Source organism: Agromyces luteolus, from assembly GCF_009729855.1.
Classification (GTDB): domain Bacteria; phylum Actinomycetota; class Actinomycetes; order Actinomycetales; family Microbacteriaceae; genus Agromyces; species Agromyces luteolus.
Window position 1 is genome coordinate 618,984 of record NZ_WODA01000025.1, and the last position, 15,065, is coordinate 634,048.

Sequence of the window (15,065 nt, forward strand, 5' to 3'; positions counted from 1 at the left end):
TGGTCGCTTCCCGGCCACCCTATCGACGCGGACGAGCCCGGGACTGTCCCCCGTCCGGGGCGGTCCGGCCTCAGGCCGGCGTCGAGAGGAGGGCGGTGGCGAGGATCGCGATCTGGCCGAGGAGCACGAAGGCGCCGAGGATGATCGCCGTGAGCGACAGCCAGCCCGGCCCCGTGACCGGGTCGGCGCGGAACTGGCGGCGCCCGACAACCCCGAGCACGATCGCGATCGCCGCGACGGGCAGCGCCCACCACGAGGGCAGGAGGAACGCGAACACGGCGAGCGCGATGCCGATGATCGCGGCGAGCGACGGCCGCCGCGTCGGCTCGCCGTCGCCCGGGATCCCGCTGCCCGGCCGGAAGCCCCCGCCACCGCCTCCGCTCACGTCGAACCCGCCCGTCGCCCACGCTGCCGATGCGTCATGGCCCCAGTCAATCGCACTCGCGGTGCGAAGCGAGCGGATGCCTCGGCTCGGCGCTCGAGGGACCCCGCGTTCGGGTGCCACCGGTCCGACACGCCCGCGCTCGCCGCTCGCCCGGGTGGGGTTCCCTGACTACATTCGGCCACGAGACACGGCCGCGGGGGGCGACGAGAACGGAGCGAACGCGAATGACCGGACCCGAACCTGCACGCAGCCCGGAGGTCGACGCGCCCCCCACCGGTGAGGACGCGTCGTATCGGAGCGACGCCGTCGACGAGCTCGTCGCGCGCATCGTCGCCGACGAGGTCGCCGAGCTCCGACGCGGTTTCGCCTCGGGCGCCGAGTTCGCCGTGACCCGCAGCAGCCCCTCGAGCGAGCAGATGCTGCACCGCCTGGAGTGCGCCTCGATCGAGTCGCACCTGGACCGGCCGTCCAAGTGGACCGCACCGCACCGGCGGCGCCTCGCGTCGAACCCGGCGTACCGGATGCCGTTGCCGACGTTGATCACGCGCCGGGCCGCGCGCGACCTGGCCGGCGTGCGCTCGTGCCGGGTGTGCTGGCCGAACCCGACGGGAGGCGAACCCCGGCCGCTCCGTCGGCTGTCGGCCAGGAGCCTCGGCCCGCAGCACGTGGGTCACGTGCTCGCCCGGCCCGACGGGGAGTCGATCGGGACGATCGTGCGGTGGTCGGCGCGCACCGGCGCCGACCTGTTCGGCGTCGAGCACGACGAGATCGAGATCGTGACCTCGACGGGCGTCGAGACGGTCGGGCCCGACGATCACGTCACGATCTGGGACCTGCCGACCGACGAGCAGGCGATCCGGCGCAAGGCGCAGCTCGTGCAGCGGCTCGCCGGCGACGGCGGCGCGACGGCAGGCTGAGCTCAGGAGGCGCCGCGCGACCGGCGACGCGGTTCATCCGTCGAGCCAGGGCTCGGGCCATCCGCCCCGCCCGTCGATGAGCGCGTCGGCGGCCGACGGCCCCCAGGTGCCCGGCTCGTACGGCTGCACCGGGGGCGGCGCGTCCAGCAGACGCTGGATGACCGCCCACTCGGCGTCGATCGTGTCCTGGCTGGCGAACCGCATCCCGCCGCCGGCGAGCGCCGCCTCGAAGAGCACCTCGTACGGCGTCGGCGACTCCCCCGGTGTCGCCGCGAAGCCGACGTCGAGTTCGGCCAGCTCGGGGGTCGCGGCATCCACGCGCTGTGCCGCGAGCGCCACGCGGACGCCGAAGGTCGGACCGAGCCGCACGACCAGCTCGTTCGTCGGCGGTGCCTCGCCGCGCAGGCCGAACCCGAGCGACGGCGCCTCGCGGAAGACGACGCGCACCTCCGTCTCGGTCGCCCGGAGCTTCTTCCCCGTGCGGATGAAGAACGGCACGCCCTCCCACCGCGGGTTGTCGATGCGAAGCTCGAGCGCCGCGAACGTCTCGGTCGTCGAGTCGGCGGCCACGCCGTCGACGTCACGGTACCCCCGGTACTGCCCGCGGACGTACCGGGCCGGATCGACCGGCACGATCTCGCGCAGCAGCTCGGTCCGCCGCCGACCGAGCGACGAGCGATCCCCGTAGTCCGGCGCCTCCATTGCGACCGCCACGACGACCTGCATCAGGTGGTTCACGACGACGTCGCGGAGCGCCCCGACCGGGTCGTAGAAGTGGCCGCGATCGTCGACGCCGAACGCCTCGGTCATCGAGATCTCCACGTGGTCGATGTAGTCGCGGTTCCAGACCGGCGCGAGGAGCGTGTTCGCGAAGCGCAGGAACGGGATCTCCTCGAGGCCGACCTTGCCGAGGTAGTGGTCGACGCGAAGCAGCTGCGACTCGTCGACGACCGAGTGCAGCTCGGCGGCGAGCGCCTTCGCCGAGGCGAGGTCGTGCCCGAACGGCTTCTCGATCACGAACCGCGCGTTGGTCGCGAGCCCGGCGCCGGCGACGCCCTTCACGACGGTCGCGAACAGGTTCGGCGGCACCTCGAGGTAGAAGAGCGGATGCTCCGCCCCGCCCATCGCCTGCTTCACGCCGTCGTACGTCTCGGGCTTGCCGAAGTCGCCGTGCGCATACGACATGCGGTCCATCAGGCGCGCGAAGACGGCCTCGTCGAGGTCGCCCTCCTGCGCGGTGATGCTCTCGCGGGCGCGCTGCGCCAGCTGGTCCTTCGTCCAGTCCTCGAACGCGACGCCGACGATCGGGCAGTCGAGCAGCCCCCGCTCCTCGAGTCGGTACAGCGAGTGGAAGGTCTTGACGCGTGCGAGGTCGCCGGTGATGCCGAAGATCACCATGACGTCGCGGCGCGCGGTCGTGTGATCCGTTGCCCCCATGGGCGGCAGTCTGGCCGAGGGCGCGCGCGACGACAAGAGGCGGATGCCTCTGGCGTCCGCGCCTCCGTGCCGGGTCGGCGCCCCACCGCCGCCTAGACTGAACGGGCACTCGCGGGAGTGGTGGAATCGGCAGACACGCAGGATTTAGGTTCCTGTGCCTTCGGGCGTGAGGGTTCAAGTCCCTCCTTCCGCACTCAGCTCGGCTCGACTCGGCTCGGCTCGACTCGCATCGGGGCTCGCCCGCCCGTCCTCACGCGAGCGAGAGCACGAACGACAGCACGAACCCCGCTGCGGTGCTGAGCGCGACCGCCGGGCCGCCGTGCTCGTACGCCTCGGGCATCAGGGTGTCGGCGAGCGAGGCGATCACGGCGCCGGCGGCGAACGCGAGCGGCAGGGAGATCGTCTCGGGGTCGGAGTTCGCGAGCGGCCCGGCCCCGATCACGACGGCGAGCACGAGGAGGGCGGCGCACGCGCTCCACAAGAGCACGATGCTCCGGGTCGAGCGCCCCTGGCTGCGCATCGACGACGCGCCCACCAGCGATTCGGGCAGGTTCGAGACGAAGATCGCCGCCAGGAGCGCGAACCCGCCGGTCCCGGCCTCGCCGAGCGAGACGCCGAGCGCGAGGTTCTCGGGCACGCCGTCGAGGGTCACCGCGGCGAGCAGCGCGAGTCCCGCCGCACCGCGGGTCGTCGCGGCCGAGGCCGGGCGATCGGATGCCGCGGCATCCGTGTCGAGCTTGACGCTGCCCTCGACCTCGGCGGCGGGTCGCGCCTGCCGCCCGGGCTGCGCCCAGCGGTCGAGGAGGGCGCTCAGGACCGCGAAGACGATCGCGCCGACGAGCAGGCCGAGCGCCGCGCGGACGATCCCGCCGCGCTCGTACGCATCCTCGAACAGCTCGAACGCGAGCGCCGTGATGAGCGCGCCGGCGGCGAACGACAGCAGGATCGCGAGCACGCGCTTCGGCAGTCGGACCCGTGCGCCCACCACCGCCCCGATGACGAGCGCGCTCGAGGCCACGATCCCGAACCAGAGCGCCGTCGCCACGCGCCAAGTCTCGGGCGGATGCTGCGGCCGGTGAAGGGGATTGACGCGCGCGGCGTACGTCGACCCGGTGCGCGCAGCGAACGTTGCGGACGGTGCCCGGTCCGTACGATGAGCCCGTGACCTCTCCGAACGAGCCGCCCGCCATCTCCCCCGGCACGTACGAGCACGTCAAGGGCGCCCGCTACGAGGTGCTGACGCTCGCCCGCCACAGCGAGACCGAGGAGTGGGTCGTCGTCTACCGCCAGCTCTACGGCGACGGGGGCGTCTGGGTGCGGCCCGCTGCGATGTTCACCGAGCAGGTCGAGGTGGGCGTCGGGCTCGTCCCCCGCTTCCGGCGCGTCGACTGACGGCGAGCGGATGCCGCGGCACGGCCGCTCACGGCCGCACCGCCCCGGTCGCGACTCAGCCGGCCAGGTCCGGCGCCGGGACCTCGACCGGCTCGGCGAGCCCGAGGAAGGCGACGATCTCGTGGCCGCCCGGGTTCGTCTGGATCGGGATCTCGATCCAGTTGTTCGCGACCCAGACGTGGCCGGACTGGTCCACGGCCACGCCGGTGTTGCGCACCAGGCCGTCGAAGAAGAACCCGGTGAGGTCCGGTGAGATGGGGTCGCCCGTGGCGACGCCGGGCGGGCAGGTCGACGCATCCGCCCCGCAGAAGGCCGACAGCCGCTTGCCCGCGAAGTTCGCGACCCACACGTTGCCGTCGCCGTCGGTCGTGATCCCCCACGGCAGCGTCGTGCCGCCGCCGTCGTACTTGGTGACGCTGCTGCCGTCCGGGGCGATCATCGCCACGGATCCGAGGTACGGGTTCGGACCCACGCCCGTGTACGCCCCGACCGCGTCGAACTCGGCGCCGAGCACGCCGGAGAGGTCGAGCTCGGTCGAATCACTGCCCGGAACCGTCGGGCACGGGAGTTCGACGAGGAACGAGTTGGCCGCCCACACGTTGCCCGCGCCGTCGGCGGCGAGACCCATCGGGTTGGCGAAGGCGGCATTCGCACCCGGCGACCCGGGGAGCACGTTCCCGTCGTAGTCGAGCATCTGGACCGCGGAGTTCACCATGCCCGACGCGAAGATGCGGTCGCCGTTGTCGACCACGTCGAAGGGCTCCACGAGCTGCAGCTCGGAGGCCGGCACGGCTCGCGCCGCGCTGCGATCGCCGCCGGGGTACAGCGTCAGCGTGTCGGCGTGGCAGTTCGCGAACCAGACGGATCGCTGCGAGTCGACCTCGATGCCCTGCGGCCAGTCGAGCCCGCCTTCGGTGAAGCCGCCGGCCCCGGAGAGCGCCACCCCGTCGGGGCTGAACAGCGAGGCCGTGTCGTGCGGCGGCTGCCGCTTCTTCTTGCAGAACGGCTCGGGCGCCGAGAAGCCGAAGTTCGACACCCACACCTCGCCCGTGCGCTCGTCCAGCTCGATGCCGTACCCCGCACCCGAGAGTCCGCCGCCGGTGAACTTCTCGAACCCGCCGGTCGGCGAGAACTTGAACAGGGCGTCCGACCCGCACGCGGGGGCCTTGGGCTGCGGCCGGTACTGGTAGTTGTTGTTGACCCACAGGTTGCCCTCGTGGTCGATCGCGAAGTTCCCCGGGCCGTCGAGCGAGCGCCCGTCGCCGTCGAACCGGATCGCCAGCGTCCACGCCGCGGGCGGCACGGTCAGCACCGGCGTCGTTCCGGAGAGCGGCACGAGGGTGGAGAGCTCGAAGAGCCGGGCCGGCGCGGCGACGGCGGGATTGCGCGCGATCTCTGCGAACGCGCGGAACACGTCGGACGGGACTGCCGGATCGTCCGCCTCGCCGGCGATGTCGATGATCGTCGCGCAGGTGCCGCCGGGGTGCGCCGCGGGATGGCCGAACGGATCGACGACGCACGACGCGAGCGCGGCGGTCAACGATCCGAACGCCGCGAGGGTCGAGGTCTCGTCGCCGTTCGGCGAGCCCGCGAGCATCGCCGCCGCCCGACCGGTCGCCGGGTCGGCGAGGTTCGCGGCCATCCCCGCCGCGTTGCGGAGCCCCGGCGCCGTGCCGTCGATGCCGTCGTCGTCGACGAACTGCGCCATGGCCCATGCGGTCGCGATGGTGGTGCGCTCGTTGACGACCACCGACTGGGCGGGCACGCCCGTCAGCGCCGACGCGAGCACCGCGGTCGGCGCGTCCGGTCGGGCCGCGTCCGCCGGCGCTCGCGCGATCAGCCACAGGATGCCGTCCGCGGGTACGGGCACGTCGATGTCGAGGTCGAACGCGCCGGCGGCATCAGCCGTCACGGTCGCGATCGGCGCGCCATGACCGGTGACGGATGCCGCCACTTCCCAGCCGTTCCAGCCCCCGGGCCTTCCGCCCGCGGCGACGGTCTGAAGTGAGCCGTGCAGGTCGGTTCCGGCGGCGGTGGCGCCCGGCGCGGGACCCACGAGGATCGGTGCCGCGAGGATCGCAGCGGTGACGAGAATGAACGGCGTGCGCATCGGACTTCCCCCAAGGCCTCGGCAACGCGGCACAAGCTAGTGCGGCATCGGGCCGACCGCAAGGGTCGGGCCGGTCTCCCGGGGTGCGCGCGCGCCGGCACGTCGTCCTCACGGCGGATTCGGGGGCTGCCCCGATCGCCGCGAGGCATCCGCTCGCTAGACTGCTCGGACACCCCAGCAGACCGGGGCCGGCCGCCGCCAGGTCCGACGACAGGAGCACCACGCCGTGATCCACACCGCGCTCATCCCGTGGCTCGACCCGGAGACGATCATCCAGGGCGCAGGCCCGTGGGCGCTGCTCGTGGTCTGCTTCATCGTCTTCGCCGAGACCGGCCTGCTCGTCGGGTTCCTCCTGCCGGGCGACACGCTCCTCGTCATCTCGGGCCTGCTGTCGAACCCCGAGCTGGTGCCGCCGAACGGCGTGTTCGGCGTCTCGGTGTGGATCGTCGCGCTGCTCATCGGCCTGTCCGCGTTCGTCGGCGGCGAGGTCGGCTACGAGATCGGGCATCGCGGCGGCCCGAAGGTGTTCGAACGGAAGGAGAGCGGGCTCTTCAGCGTCAAGAACGTCGAACGCACGAACGCGTTCTTCGAACGGTTCGGCGGGCTCACGATCATCCTCGCCCGCTTCGTGCCGATCGTGCGCACGTTCGCTCCGGTCGCGGCCGGCGTGGGGCACATGAATCGCGCGAAGTACACGCTCTACAACTTCATCGGCGCGGTGATCTGGGGCTTCGGTCTGACGATGTTCGGGTACGCGGTCAGCTTCATCCCGCCGGTCGCGTTCCTCGTGCGCGAGTACATCGACCTGATCCTCCTCGTGGCGGTCGGCGGCACCGCGCTCGTGACCGCGTGGCACTACTTCAGCGAGCGCCGGAAGGCGAAGAAGGCCGAGGCCGCGGGCGAGGACGTCGTGACCGACGAGGAGGAGGCCGAGGAGCTCGTGCTCGACCCCGACGTGTTCGACCGCCCGCCGCACCTCGACGGCGACCACCCGCACCACGGCGACGGCCACGGCGACGACCGGCCGCCGCACGACGGTCGCTGAGGCCGATCAGCCCGCGAACCACCCCGTGGCGCCGACGGTCTCGCCCATGCGCGGGACGTACTGGTCGAAGTAGACCCGCGAGATGAGCTCGCGGCGACTGCGGACCCCGGCCTTGTCGAACACCGACTTCAGGTGGTCCTGCACGGTGTAGGCCGACACGTGCAGCGTCGAGGCGATCTCCTTGGTCTCCACGCCCTGCAGCACGAGCCGCGTGACGTCGCGCTCGCGCTGCGTGAGGCCGAACGCGGCGACCACGAGCGAGACGATCTCGGGCGGCCTCGCCTCCTCGATGGTGACGACCACGTCGCCGGTCGCACCCGCGGCGCCGCGCAGCGGCGAGGCGTGCAGCAGGAGCCAGACGCCGGAACCGGTGCGGACCCGCGCGCGGGCGGGCGGCGCATCGGGTGACGCGAGCGTGCGGCGCGCGGCGCCGACGAGCGAGGTCACGAGGCTCAGCGGGTCGCCGCCGTGCGCGTTGCCGCGCAGCTGCTCGAGCCGTTCCTCCGCTCCGACGCTGATCTGCGCGACCTCGTCGCGCGCGTCGACGATGACGACGGCCGGACCGCCGGTCTCGCCGAGCGGCACCGAATCGTGCGCGAGGCGGGTGAGGATGCCCGAGCGCACGCCCCGCGCGAACGACTCCGACAGCGAGCCCAGGAACCCGACCTCGTCGGCGGTGAACGCCGGATCGTCGCTGCCGCGGAAGATCGCGAGGCATCCCCAGACGGCCGTGCCGTCGCGGAACAGCAGCCGGGCCTCGTCGGCGAACCCGTAGTGCGGACGCATGAGTCGGGCCATCCGCTCGGATCGATCGATCTCGGCCGCCTCGGTCGCGCGCATGCCGATCGCCTTCTGGTCGCTCACGGCGAGCGACCGGAACGACGTCGGCTCCTCGGAGCCGTACTCGATGATCCCGAAGAGCCGGTCGTGCTCGTTGTGCGCCGTCAGCGCACCGTACTTCCGGGCGCTCGTCAGCATCATCGTCGCGGGGTCGTGGGTTCCGACGCACGCGCCGACCCAGGGCACGGCGCGGCGCACGGAGTCCGTCGCCTCGCCGATGAAGTCGTCGAGATCCAGCCCGGCGCGCGAGAGCACGTCGAGGTCGCCACGCACGCGGGCCCCGGTCAACTGGGGAATCACGCGTTCAGTATGCGCCTCGCCGCGCCGGACCGGTATCCCAGATCACTGGGAATCGCGCCGGGCCCGCGCGCTGGGAACCCGAACTCCCCCGTCGCGCGGGATACCGGCGAGCCCGGCCGGCCGCGCACGATGTCCGACGTGACCACCACCACGACCATCGAGACCGGGTCCGTCGACGACCGCGGCGAGCTGCTGCACGCCGACGACGCGACCGCGCAGCTGTGCCTCGCACTCGTCCGGCTCGAGGCGGCGCTCGCCGAACGCGGGCTGGGGCCCGGGGCGGTGACGCAGGTGCGAATCCACGCGATCGAGCCGGGGACGGCCTCGGACTTGGTCGCGCTGGTGCTCGAGCGGTTCGGAACCGGCCCCGCGTCGCCGGTGGTGGCCTGGGTCTCCGCGACGCACCTCGAACCGCCGGGCATGCTCGTGCGCCTCGCGGCCGACGTGGCCACCGGCGCAGCATCCGGCGCAGCATCCGGCGCGGCATCCGGCGTGGCACCCGCCACCCGTACCCCTGAACAGAAGGACTGGACATGAACCCCTCGCTCACCGACACCTCGACGCTCCGCGAAGCCGGAACCGTGCTCCTGCCCGGCGATCCCGGCTACGACGTGGCGACCGTCCCCTGGAACCTCGCCGTCGTGCAACGCCCCGCGGCCGTCGCGGTGCCCCGCACGGCCGACGAGGTCGCCCGCGTCGTCGCTGCGGCCACCGCGCTCGGGCTGCGCATCGCGCCGCAGAGCACCGGCCACGGTGCCGCCGCGCTCGCAACCGGCTCGCTCCACGACGTCGTGCTCGTGCGCCTGCACGAGCTGACCGGCGTGACCGTCGACCCGATCGCCCGGACCGCCCGGGTGCTCGGCGGCACGCTGTGGCGCGACGTCGTCGAGGCCGCGGCCCCGCACGGCCTCGCCGCGCTGCACGGCAGCGCCGGCGACGTCGCGGTGGCCGGCTACGCGCTCGGCGGCGGCCTGTCGTTCTACGGTCGCGCGCACGGCCTGGCGTCGTCGCACGTGCGCGCCGTCGAGCTCGTGATCGCCGACGGCTCGATCGTCCGAGCGAGCGAGCACGAGCGCCCCGACCTGTTGTGGGCGCTCCGCGGCGGTGGCGGCGGGAACTTCGGCGTCGTCGTCGCGGTCGAGATCGACCTCATCCCGGTCGCCGACGTCGTCGCGGGCATGCTGCTCTGGGACCTCTCGAAGGGGTCCGAGGTGACCCGGGCCTGGGCGCGCTGGACGGCCGACCTGCCGGAGTCCGCGACCACGTCGCTGCGCTTCCTGCGCTTCCCGCCCGACCCGGCGATGCCCCCGTTCCTGAGCGGTCGCAGCCTCGTCGTGATCGACGGCGCGATCCTCGAGGACGACGAACGGGCGGCGGAGCTGCTCGCTCCGCTCCGCGCGCTCGCACCCGAGGTCGACACGTTCGGGCGCATGCCGGCGGCGGGCCTCGTCGACGTGCACATGGACCCGCCGGACCCGGTCCCCGGCGTGAGCGATCACGCGATGATGACCGAACTGCCGGATGCGGCGATCGACGCGCTCGTGGCCGTCGCCGGCGCCGACGTCGAGATCCCGCTCATCTGCGCCGAGCTGCGTCACCTGGGCGGTGCGCTCGCGCGGTCCGGCGACGGCGCGCTCGCACGCCTCGACGGCGCCTACGCGCTGTTCGCCCTCTCGCCGGCCCCGACGCCCGAGATGGCGGCGATCGGCGAATCGGTCACGAGTTCGGTCGCGGCCGCACTCGCTCCCTGGGCGAACGGCACCGCGTTCCTCAACTTCGCCGACCGCGGGATCGACGTCGCCACCGGGTTCGACGCCGACGCCTGGGCACGCCTCGTCGAGGTGCGGCGCACCGTCGACCCCGACGGCGTCTTCGCCGCCGCCCACCCGATCGGCGATGGCCGGCGCTGAGGTACGACCCGTCGGCCTCAGGCCAGCTCGAGCCGTGAGGCGTCGACCGAGCAGGCGGATGCCGCGTGCCGATCGCCCTCGTTCGAGGGCGGCCGGTGCGCGGCATCCGTTCTATATCGCATTGCGATATACCGTCGCGCGACATAGACTCCGACCAGACCGAGACGCGGCATCCGCCGCAGTGGAGGTGGTCGGGATGACCGAACGCAACGGACGCACGTGGTGGATCGCCGGCGCGATCGCCGCCTTCGCCGTCGGCGGCCTGTCATGGGTGCAGTCGGTCGGCTACTGGGTGCAGCGCGGAACGGGCGTCGCCGAGCCGGCATTCCTGTTCATCGACCACGACGGGCCGAGCGTGACCGGGGCGCTGCTCGGCACGGTGTTCCTGGCGATCGGCGCGCTCTGCGCGGTCATGGCGGGGCGCCGTTCGCGGCGCCGGGCGTGACCCGGCGGCCGGGTCACGCCGGGCGCGGTTCGCGCGGCCTCGACTGCGCCCCGGACGGGGCAGGCGTGAGCGCGAGGCCGGCGCCGAGGAGGACCGACGTCACGGGCACGAGCCACACCGCGATCACCATCGCGGGTCCGCGGAGGAACACCTCCATCGACACGCCGCTCGCGAAGCCGAGGAGTGCGACGCCCAGCAGCAGCGCGAGGCTGCCCACGACCGCGAGGGGCGCGAAGCTGAGCGCGCCGAGGGCGCGAGTGCGGACGGCGATGACGCCGGCGGCGATGAGGACGCCGAGGATCGAGAGGAATCCGGCACCGAGCAGGATGCTGCCGACGAGGTCGGACGCACCCCGCCACGGCGAGACGGTCGGCAGGGCGTATGCGAACATGGCGGCGCCCCCGAGGCCGACCATCGCGCAGCCGACCACAGCCGCGATGCGCAACGTCGACACGGTCGCGGCTGCGGCGGCGGAGAGCCGATGCACGAGCGCGAGCAGCCCGATCGCGGTCAGCAGGGCGCCGACGAGCACGATCGTCGGGTGCACGGCGACGTCGCTCGAGTCGAATCCGACCACGGCGCCGGTCCCGCGGACCAGGCCCCAGAACCCGTAGCTCGAGTAGCTCGCCACGATCATGGGCAGGCCGATCGCCGTCGCGATGCCGGCCCCGAGGCCGGCGAGGTTGAAGTGCATGACGGACTCCTTCCGTGCGTGTTCCCGCATCGCCGCCAGCAGCAGGTCGGCGACGATCCGCGTCCGCGCCGACCGCGCGGACCCGGCACCCTGCGACTGCGCCTCGCGCACGGTGTCGCGGGCGAGCACCCGGATCTCCTCCCCGTACTCGGAGCGGAACTCCCCCGGCAGCATCAGCATCGCGGCACCGAACAGGCGCCCCTCGATGCCCGGCGTGGACATCAGACCTCACCCCACCCCGTGAGCAGTCGCTTGAGGGCCGCCTGGCGGGCGAGCGCCGCCACCCGAGCGGCCTCGGCCGACGCGACGCGCTCGCCGAGGCCGGTGATGCGGTAGTACTTGCGCCGCTCGTCGTCGAGTTCGGGGTCGACCCGCGTCGCCGCCTCCTCGATGAGCCCCAGCCCACGGAGTCGCTTGATCGCGCCGTAGAGCGTGCCGGGCGCGAGCACGATCGACCCCTCGGTGCGCTCGCGCACCTCGCGCATGATGCCGTACCCGTGCCGCTCCTCGTCGGCGAGCGAGAGCAGGATGTGGAAGACCGGCTCGGTCAGCGGGAGCAGGTCCTTCGGCTGGGTCTCGGCGCTCATCGTCTCCTCGATCGTCGAATGTATCGAACTGCGGTATATCGCGTCACGATACATTCCGGCGAACTGGACGTCAAGGGTTCGCGCCGGCGCTCGAACCTGCATCGCGAGCTCGGCCGAACCTGCCGGAGGCAACCATCCCGTAACGGCGCCCCTCTGAGCGAGATCCGCCCAATAGTGTGAGGTGCCAGAACCGAACAGAGGACCCTGCCGCCGTGCGAACCCGAACCATCGCCCTTTTTGCTGCCATCCTGCTCTCCACGGGGATCGCCGCGCCCTCCGCGAGCGCCGACACGACGGCCACCAGGACCCTTTCCGGGTCGATCACCCGGCCGCTGCTCGCCGACGGGACGCGGCCGTCCACCGAGTGCTGGGTCGACCTCGTGCCCGTCGGATGGTACAGCGGTGCGTACGAGAGCGCGTACCTCACGGCCAACGGCTGCTCGGCCTACGGCTTCAACAACGTGGGATCGGGCGAGTACACGGTGCAGGTGGTGCCCGCGACCGCCGCCACGACCTACGCCGACACCTGGCTCGGGGACACGCCCTTCCCCGATCGCGCCCAGACCGTCACCGTCGAGTCCGAGAGCGTCTCCGGCCTCGACATCGAGCTCCTCCCTGCCGGCGGGATCTCGGGAACCCTTGCCGTCCCGTCATCCGGCGCCGCGCCGACCGGCCCTCTGGCCGCCTACGCCTACCTCATCGACGAGGAGACCGGAGCAACCACGCTCGCCGACTGGGCCGAGGCCGCTTCGGACGGCACCTACGCCATGGGCCGCGTTCCGGCGGGACGCTACACCGTCGAGTTCGCCGACGCCGGGAATCCCCCGACCCTGCGCGACGCGTTCCTCGGGGGCGCAGCGGCGATCGACTCCGCGACCGTGTTCGATGTCACGGCCGGTGCAGTGACGGGGAACATCGACGGCGGGCCGATCCCGCTCGAGCGAACCGTGCAGCGGCTCGCCGGACCGGATCGGTTCGCGACGTCCGCGGCGATCGCACGACGCTTCGCACCCGGTGTCCCCGTGGTCTACCTCGCGAACGGCCTCAACTGGCCGGACGCCCTGAGCGCCGGACCCGCCGCGGCGCATCAGGACGGCGTGCTGCTGCTCACCCGCCAGGACGTTCTCCCGAGCGTCATCGCAGCAGAGCTCGAGCGGCTCGCACCGGAGCGCATCGTGGTCGTCGGTGGCCCGGCGGCCGTGAGCGATGCCGTGTACGCGCAGGTCGCCGAGGCGGCGCCGACGGTGACGAGGGTGTGGGGTGCGGACCGCTACGCGACCTCCCGGGCGATCATCCGGGACGCGTTCGGCGAGCGGATCCCGAGCCGGTCGATCGTCATCTCGACCGGTCGCGCCTTCCCCGACGCGCTCTCCGGCGGAGCCCTCGCTGCGCTGTGGGACTCGCCCCTGCTCCTGATCGACGGCCGGGCATCGGAGTTGAACCCGGAGACGAGGTCGTTCCTCTGGGGCACGAACTTCCTCGGCATGGCGATCATCGGCGGCGAGGCCGCCGTGACTACTTGGCTCCAGGACCAGCTCGAGCACTTCACGAACTACAGCTCGTCCGAGCGCATCGGCGGCGCCGATCGCTACGACACGAACCGACGGGTCGTCGAGCGCTTCCCAGCCTGGGCGCCCGAGGCTGGCGCGGCGATCGTGGCGAACGGCACCGGCTTCGCCGACGCGCTCGGCGGGGTCGCCCTCAGCGGCTCGACCCGAGCTCCGCTCGTCCTGACGCCGAGTCGCTGCATTCCACGAGCAAGCCTCGAGGCGGCGCTGGCTGCCCGCGCCATGGACTGGCAACTCCTCGGTGGGACCGCGTCGCTGGATGCCCGCGTCGAAGCCCTCACTGCCTGCTGATCCGGCCCCTCCGCGCGTTCCCTCAGGCGTGCGTCGTCGATTCGCGGCGCCCGCGACCCGACGGCTCGAGCTGGAAGGTCGAGTGCTCGACATCGAAGTGCTCGTCGAGGCATCCGCCCAGCTCGTCGAGCAGCGCGCCGACCCGCCCCTCGGCGAACACGGCGGGCTCGACCTCGACGTGCGCGCTGAAGACGTGGGCGCCGGTCGTGATCGCCCAGACGTGCACGTCGTGCACGGCGACCACGCCGTCGGTGCCGAGGATGTGGTCGCGGATCTCCGCGACATCCGTCTCGACGGGCACCGACTGGCTGAGCACGCGCATGACGTCGCGCAGCAGCACGAGGGCCCGCGGCACGATGAGCCCGGCGATGAGCAGCGACGCGATCGGGTCGGCGGCGTCCCATCCCGTCGTCACGATCACGATCGCCGCGGCGATCACGAGCACCGAGCCGATCGTGTCACCGAGCACCTCGAGGTAGGCGCCGCGCAGGTTGATCGACTGCGACGCGCCGCCGCGCAGCACGAGGAGCGCCGCGATGTTCGCGAGGAGCCCGACGATCGCGATCACGAGCATCGGCCCGCCCGCGACCTCGTGGGCCTCGCCCGTCGCGCCCGAGGCGAGCCGGCCGATCGCGCTCGCGGTCACCGCGACCGCGACGACGACGAGCAGCACGCCGTTGAAGAGCGCCCCGAACACCTCGAACCGCCGGAACCCGTAGGTCTGCCGGTCGTTCGCCGGCCGCGCGGCGACGATCGCCGCACCGAGCGCGACGACGAGGCCGAGCAGGTCGCTCGTCATGTGCCCGGCGTCGGCGAGCAGCGCGAGCGAGCCGGTCAGCAGGCCGCCGACGACCTGCACGACGACGAACGCCGCGATGATCGCGATCGCGATCCCGAGGCGGCGGCGGCCGGCGGCATGCGCGTCGGCGGCGTGGTCGTGCGAGTGTCCCATCCCCTCAAGCGTAGGCACGGATGGCGCGGCCCGCCGTTGATGGGAACGAGACCCGTTCTCACGCCCGCTCTGCCGGTCCGGCGCTGTCCGGCGCCCGGACGGCGTCGAGCTCGGCGACGCGCACGCGCATCGACCTCGTGACGCGTGGAGACGTTCGCGTTTCGTCATGTGCACGCCGGCGCACATGAGCCG

The 15,065-nt window shown here is 72.8% G+C and carries 15 protein-coding genes and 1 tRNA gene; 8 read left to right on the top strand and 8 right to left on the bottom strand.

What is annotated here, in order from left to right:
• Nucleotides 1-70: 70 nt before the first annotated feature.
• The gene (locus GLX25_RS16525; RefSeq protein ID WP_155843619.1) at nt 71-385 is read right to left on the bottom strand and encodes a hypothetical protein; all 315 of its coding nucleotides are present in this window, start codon (nt 383-385) and stop codon (nt 71-73) included.
• 224 nt (nt 386-609) lie between these two features.
• Between GLX25_RS16525 and GLX25_RS16530 the strand changes: the two genes are divergently transcribed.
• Nucleotides 610-1,302, top strand: coding sequence for a hypothetical protein (locus GLX25_RS16530; RefSeq protein ID WP_155843620.1), 693 nt, complete (start codon nt 610-612; stop codon nt 1,300-1,302).
• Between the two features lie 33 nt (nt 1,303-1,335).
• Here the strand turns inward: GLX25_RS16530 and zwf are convergent, their stop codons facing one another.
• The gene (gene zwf, locus GLX25_RS16535; RefSeq protein WP_155843622.1) at nt 1,336-2,739 is read right to left on the bottom strand and encodes a glucose-6-phosphate dehydrogenase; all 1,404 of its coding nucleotides are present in this window, start codon (nt 2,737-2,739) and stop codon (nt 1,336-1,338) included.
• 111 nt (nt 2,740-2,850) lie between these two features.
• On the opposite strand from zwf, the gene GLX25_RS16540 reads away from it, so the two are divergent.
• Nucleotides 2,851-2,932: transfer RNA gene (locus tag GLX25_RS16540), tRNA-Leu, on the top strand.
• Between the two features lie 57 nt (nt 2,933-2,989).
• Here the strand turns inward: GLX25_RS16540 and GLX25_RS16545 are convergent.
• Nucleotides 2,990-3,784, bottom strand: coding sequence for a ZIP family metal transporter (locus GLX25_RS16545; protein ID WP_166548925.1), 795 nt, complete (start codon nt 3,782-3,784; stop codon nt 2,990-2,992).
• 116 nt (nt 3,785-3,900) lie between these two features.
• Between GLX25_RS16545 and GLX25_RS19205 the strand changes: the two genes are divergently transcribed.
• Nucleotides 3,901-4,131: a DUF1653 domain-containing protein gene (locus tag GLX25_RS19205; RefSeq protein WP_271192399.1), complete on the top strand. Its 231-nt coding sequence runs from the start codon at nt 3,901-3,903 to the stop codon at nt 4,129-4,131.
• A 55-nt stretch (nt 4,132-4,186) separates the two neighbouring features.
• Here the strand turns inward: GLX25_RS19205 and GLX25_RS16555 are convergent, their stop codons facing one another.
• Nucleotides 4,187-6,241 carry an NHL repeat-containing protein gene (locus GLX25_RS16555; protein WP_155843626.1) on the bottom strand — a complete coding sequence of 685 codons (2,055 nt, stop codon included), beginning with the start codon at nt 6,239-6,241 and terminating at the stop codon, nt 4,187-4,189.
• Between the two features lie 226 nt (nt 6,242-6,467).
• On the opposite strand from GLX25_RS16555, the gene GLX25_RS16560 reads away from it, so the two are divergent.
• Nucleotides 6,468-7,286, top strand: coding sequence for a DedA family protein (locus GLX25_RS16560; protein WP_166548926.1), 819 nt, complete (start codon nt 6,468-6,470; stop codon nt 7,284-7,286).
• Between the two features lie 6 nt (nt 7,287-7,292).
• On the opposite strand, the gene GLX25_RS16565 is transcribed toward GLX25_RS16560, so the two are convergent.
• Nucleotides 7,293-8,426 (bottom strand): response regulator transcription factor, encoded by a 1,134-nt coding sequence (locus GLX25_RS16565; protein ID WP_166548927.1) that lies wholly within the window; start codon nt 8,424-8,426, stop codon nt 7,293-7,295.
• A gap of 138 nt (nt 8,427-8,564) precedes the next feature.
• On the opposite strand from GLX25_RS16565, the gene GLX25_RS16570 reads away from it, so the two are divergent.
• The 3 genes from GLX25_RS16570 to GLX25_RS16580 all read left to right on the top strand — a co-directional run bounded on the left by GLX25_RS16570 (nt 8,565) and on the right by GLX25_RS16580 (nt 10,781).
• Nucleotides 8,565-8,963, top strand: coding sequence for a RidA family protein (locus GLX25_RS16570; protein WP_155843628.1), 399 nt, complete (start codon nt 8,565-8,567; stop codon nt 8,961-8,963).
• Nucleotides 8,960-10,336 carry an FAD-binding oxidoreductase gene (locus tag GLX25_RS16575; protein ID WP_155843630.1) on the top strand — a complete coding sequence of 459 codons (1,377 nt, stop codon included), beginning with the start codon at nt 8,960-8,962 and terminating at the stop codon, nt 10,334-10,336. Before GLX25_RS16570 ends, GLX25_RS16575 begins: the two co-directional genes overlap by 4 nt.
• 196 nt (nt 10,337-10,532) lie before the next feature.
• Nucleotides 10,533-10,781, top strand: coding sequence for a hypothetical protein (locus GLX25_RS16580; protein ID WP_155843632.1), 249 nt, complete (start codon nt 10,533-10,535; stop codon nt 10,779-10,781).
• Between the two features lie 13 nt (nt 10,782-10,794).
• On the opposite strand, the gene GLX25_RS16585 is transcribed toward GLX25_RS16580, so the two are convergent.
• On the bottom strand, nt 10,795-11,697 hold the full coding sequence (locus tag GLX25_RS16585; protein ID WP_155843634.1) for a hypothetical protein: 903 nt from the start codon (nt 11,695-11,697) through the stop codon (nt 10,795-10,797).
• Nucleotides 11,697-12,062, bottom strand: coding sequence for a PadR family transcriptional regulator (locus GLX25_RS16590; protein ID WP_155843636.1), 366 nt, complete (start codon nt 12,060-12,062; stop codon nt 11,697-11,699). The genes GLX25_RS16585 and GLX25_RS16590 overlap by 1 nt, the downstream gene beginning before the upstream one ends.
• A gap of 212 nt (nt 12,063-12,274) precedes the next feature.
• Between GLX25_RS16590 and GLX25_RS16595 the strand changes: the two genes are divergently transcribed.
• Nucleotides 12,275-13,921 (top strand): cell wall-binding repeat-containing protein, encoded by a 1,647-nt coding sequence (locus GLX25_RS16595; RefSeq protein WP_155843638.1) that lies wholly within the window; start codon nt 12,275-12,277, stop codon nt 13,919-13,921.
• A gap of 22 nt (nt 13,922-13,943) precedes the next feature.
• Here GLX25_RS16595 and GLX25_RS16600 read toward each other — a convergent pair whose 3' ends face one another.
• A complete protein-coding gene (locus GLX25_RS16600; RefSeq protein ID WP_155843640.1) occupies nt 13,944-14,873 on the bottom strand; it encodes a cation diffusion facilitator family transporter in 930 nt (309 codons plus the stop codon).
• Between the last annotated feature and the right edge of the window lie 192 nt (nt 14,874-15,065).

Bases quoted from the DNA above. Each gene is read 5' to 3' on its own strand.
- GLX25_RS16530 (WP_155843620.1), top strand. From the start codon at position 610: ATGACCGGACCCGAACCTGCACGCAGCCCGGAGGTCGACGCGCCCCCC.
- zwf (WP_155843622.1), bottom strand. From the start codon at position 2,739: ATGGGGGCAACGGATCACACGACCGCGCGCCGCGACGTCATGGTGATC.
- GLX25_RS16555 (WP_155843626.1), bottom strand. From the start codon at position 6,241: ATGCGCACGCCGTTCATTCTCGTCACCGCTGCGATCCTCGCGGCACCG.
- GLX25_RS16575 (WP_155843630.1), top strand. From the start codon at position 8,960: ATGAACCCCTCGCTCACCGACACCTCGACGCTCCGCGAAGCCGGAACC.
- GLX25_RS16580 (WP_155843632.1), top strand. From the start codon at position 10,533: ATGACCGAACGCAACGGACGCACGTGGTGGATCGCCGGCGCGATCGCC.
- GLX25_RS16585 (WP_155843634.1), bottom strand. From the start codon at position 11,697: ATGTCCACGCCGGGCATCGAGGGGCGCCTGTTCGGTGCCGCGATGCTG.
- GLX25_RS16590 (WP_155843636.1), bottom strand. From the start codon at position 12,062: ATGAGCGCCGAGACCCAGCCGAAGGACCTGCTCCCGCTGACCGAGCCG.
- GLX25_RS16600 (WP_155843640.1), bottom strand. From the start codon at position 14,873: ATGGGACACTCGCACGACCACGCCGCCGACGCGCATGCCGCCGGCCGC.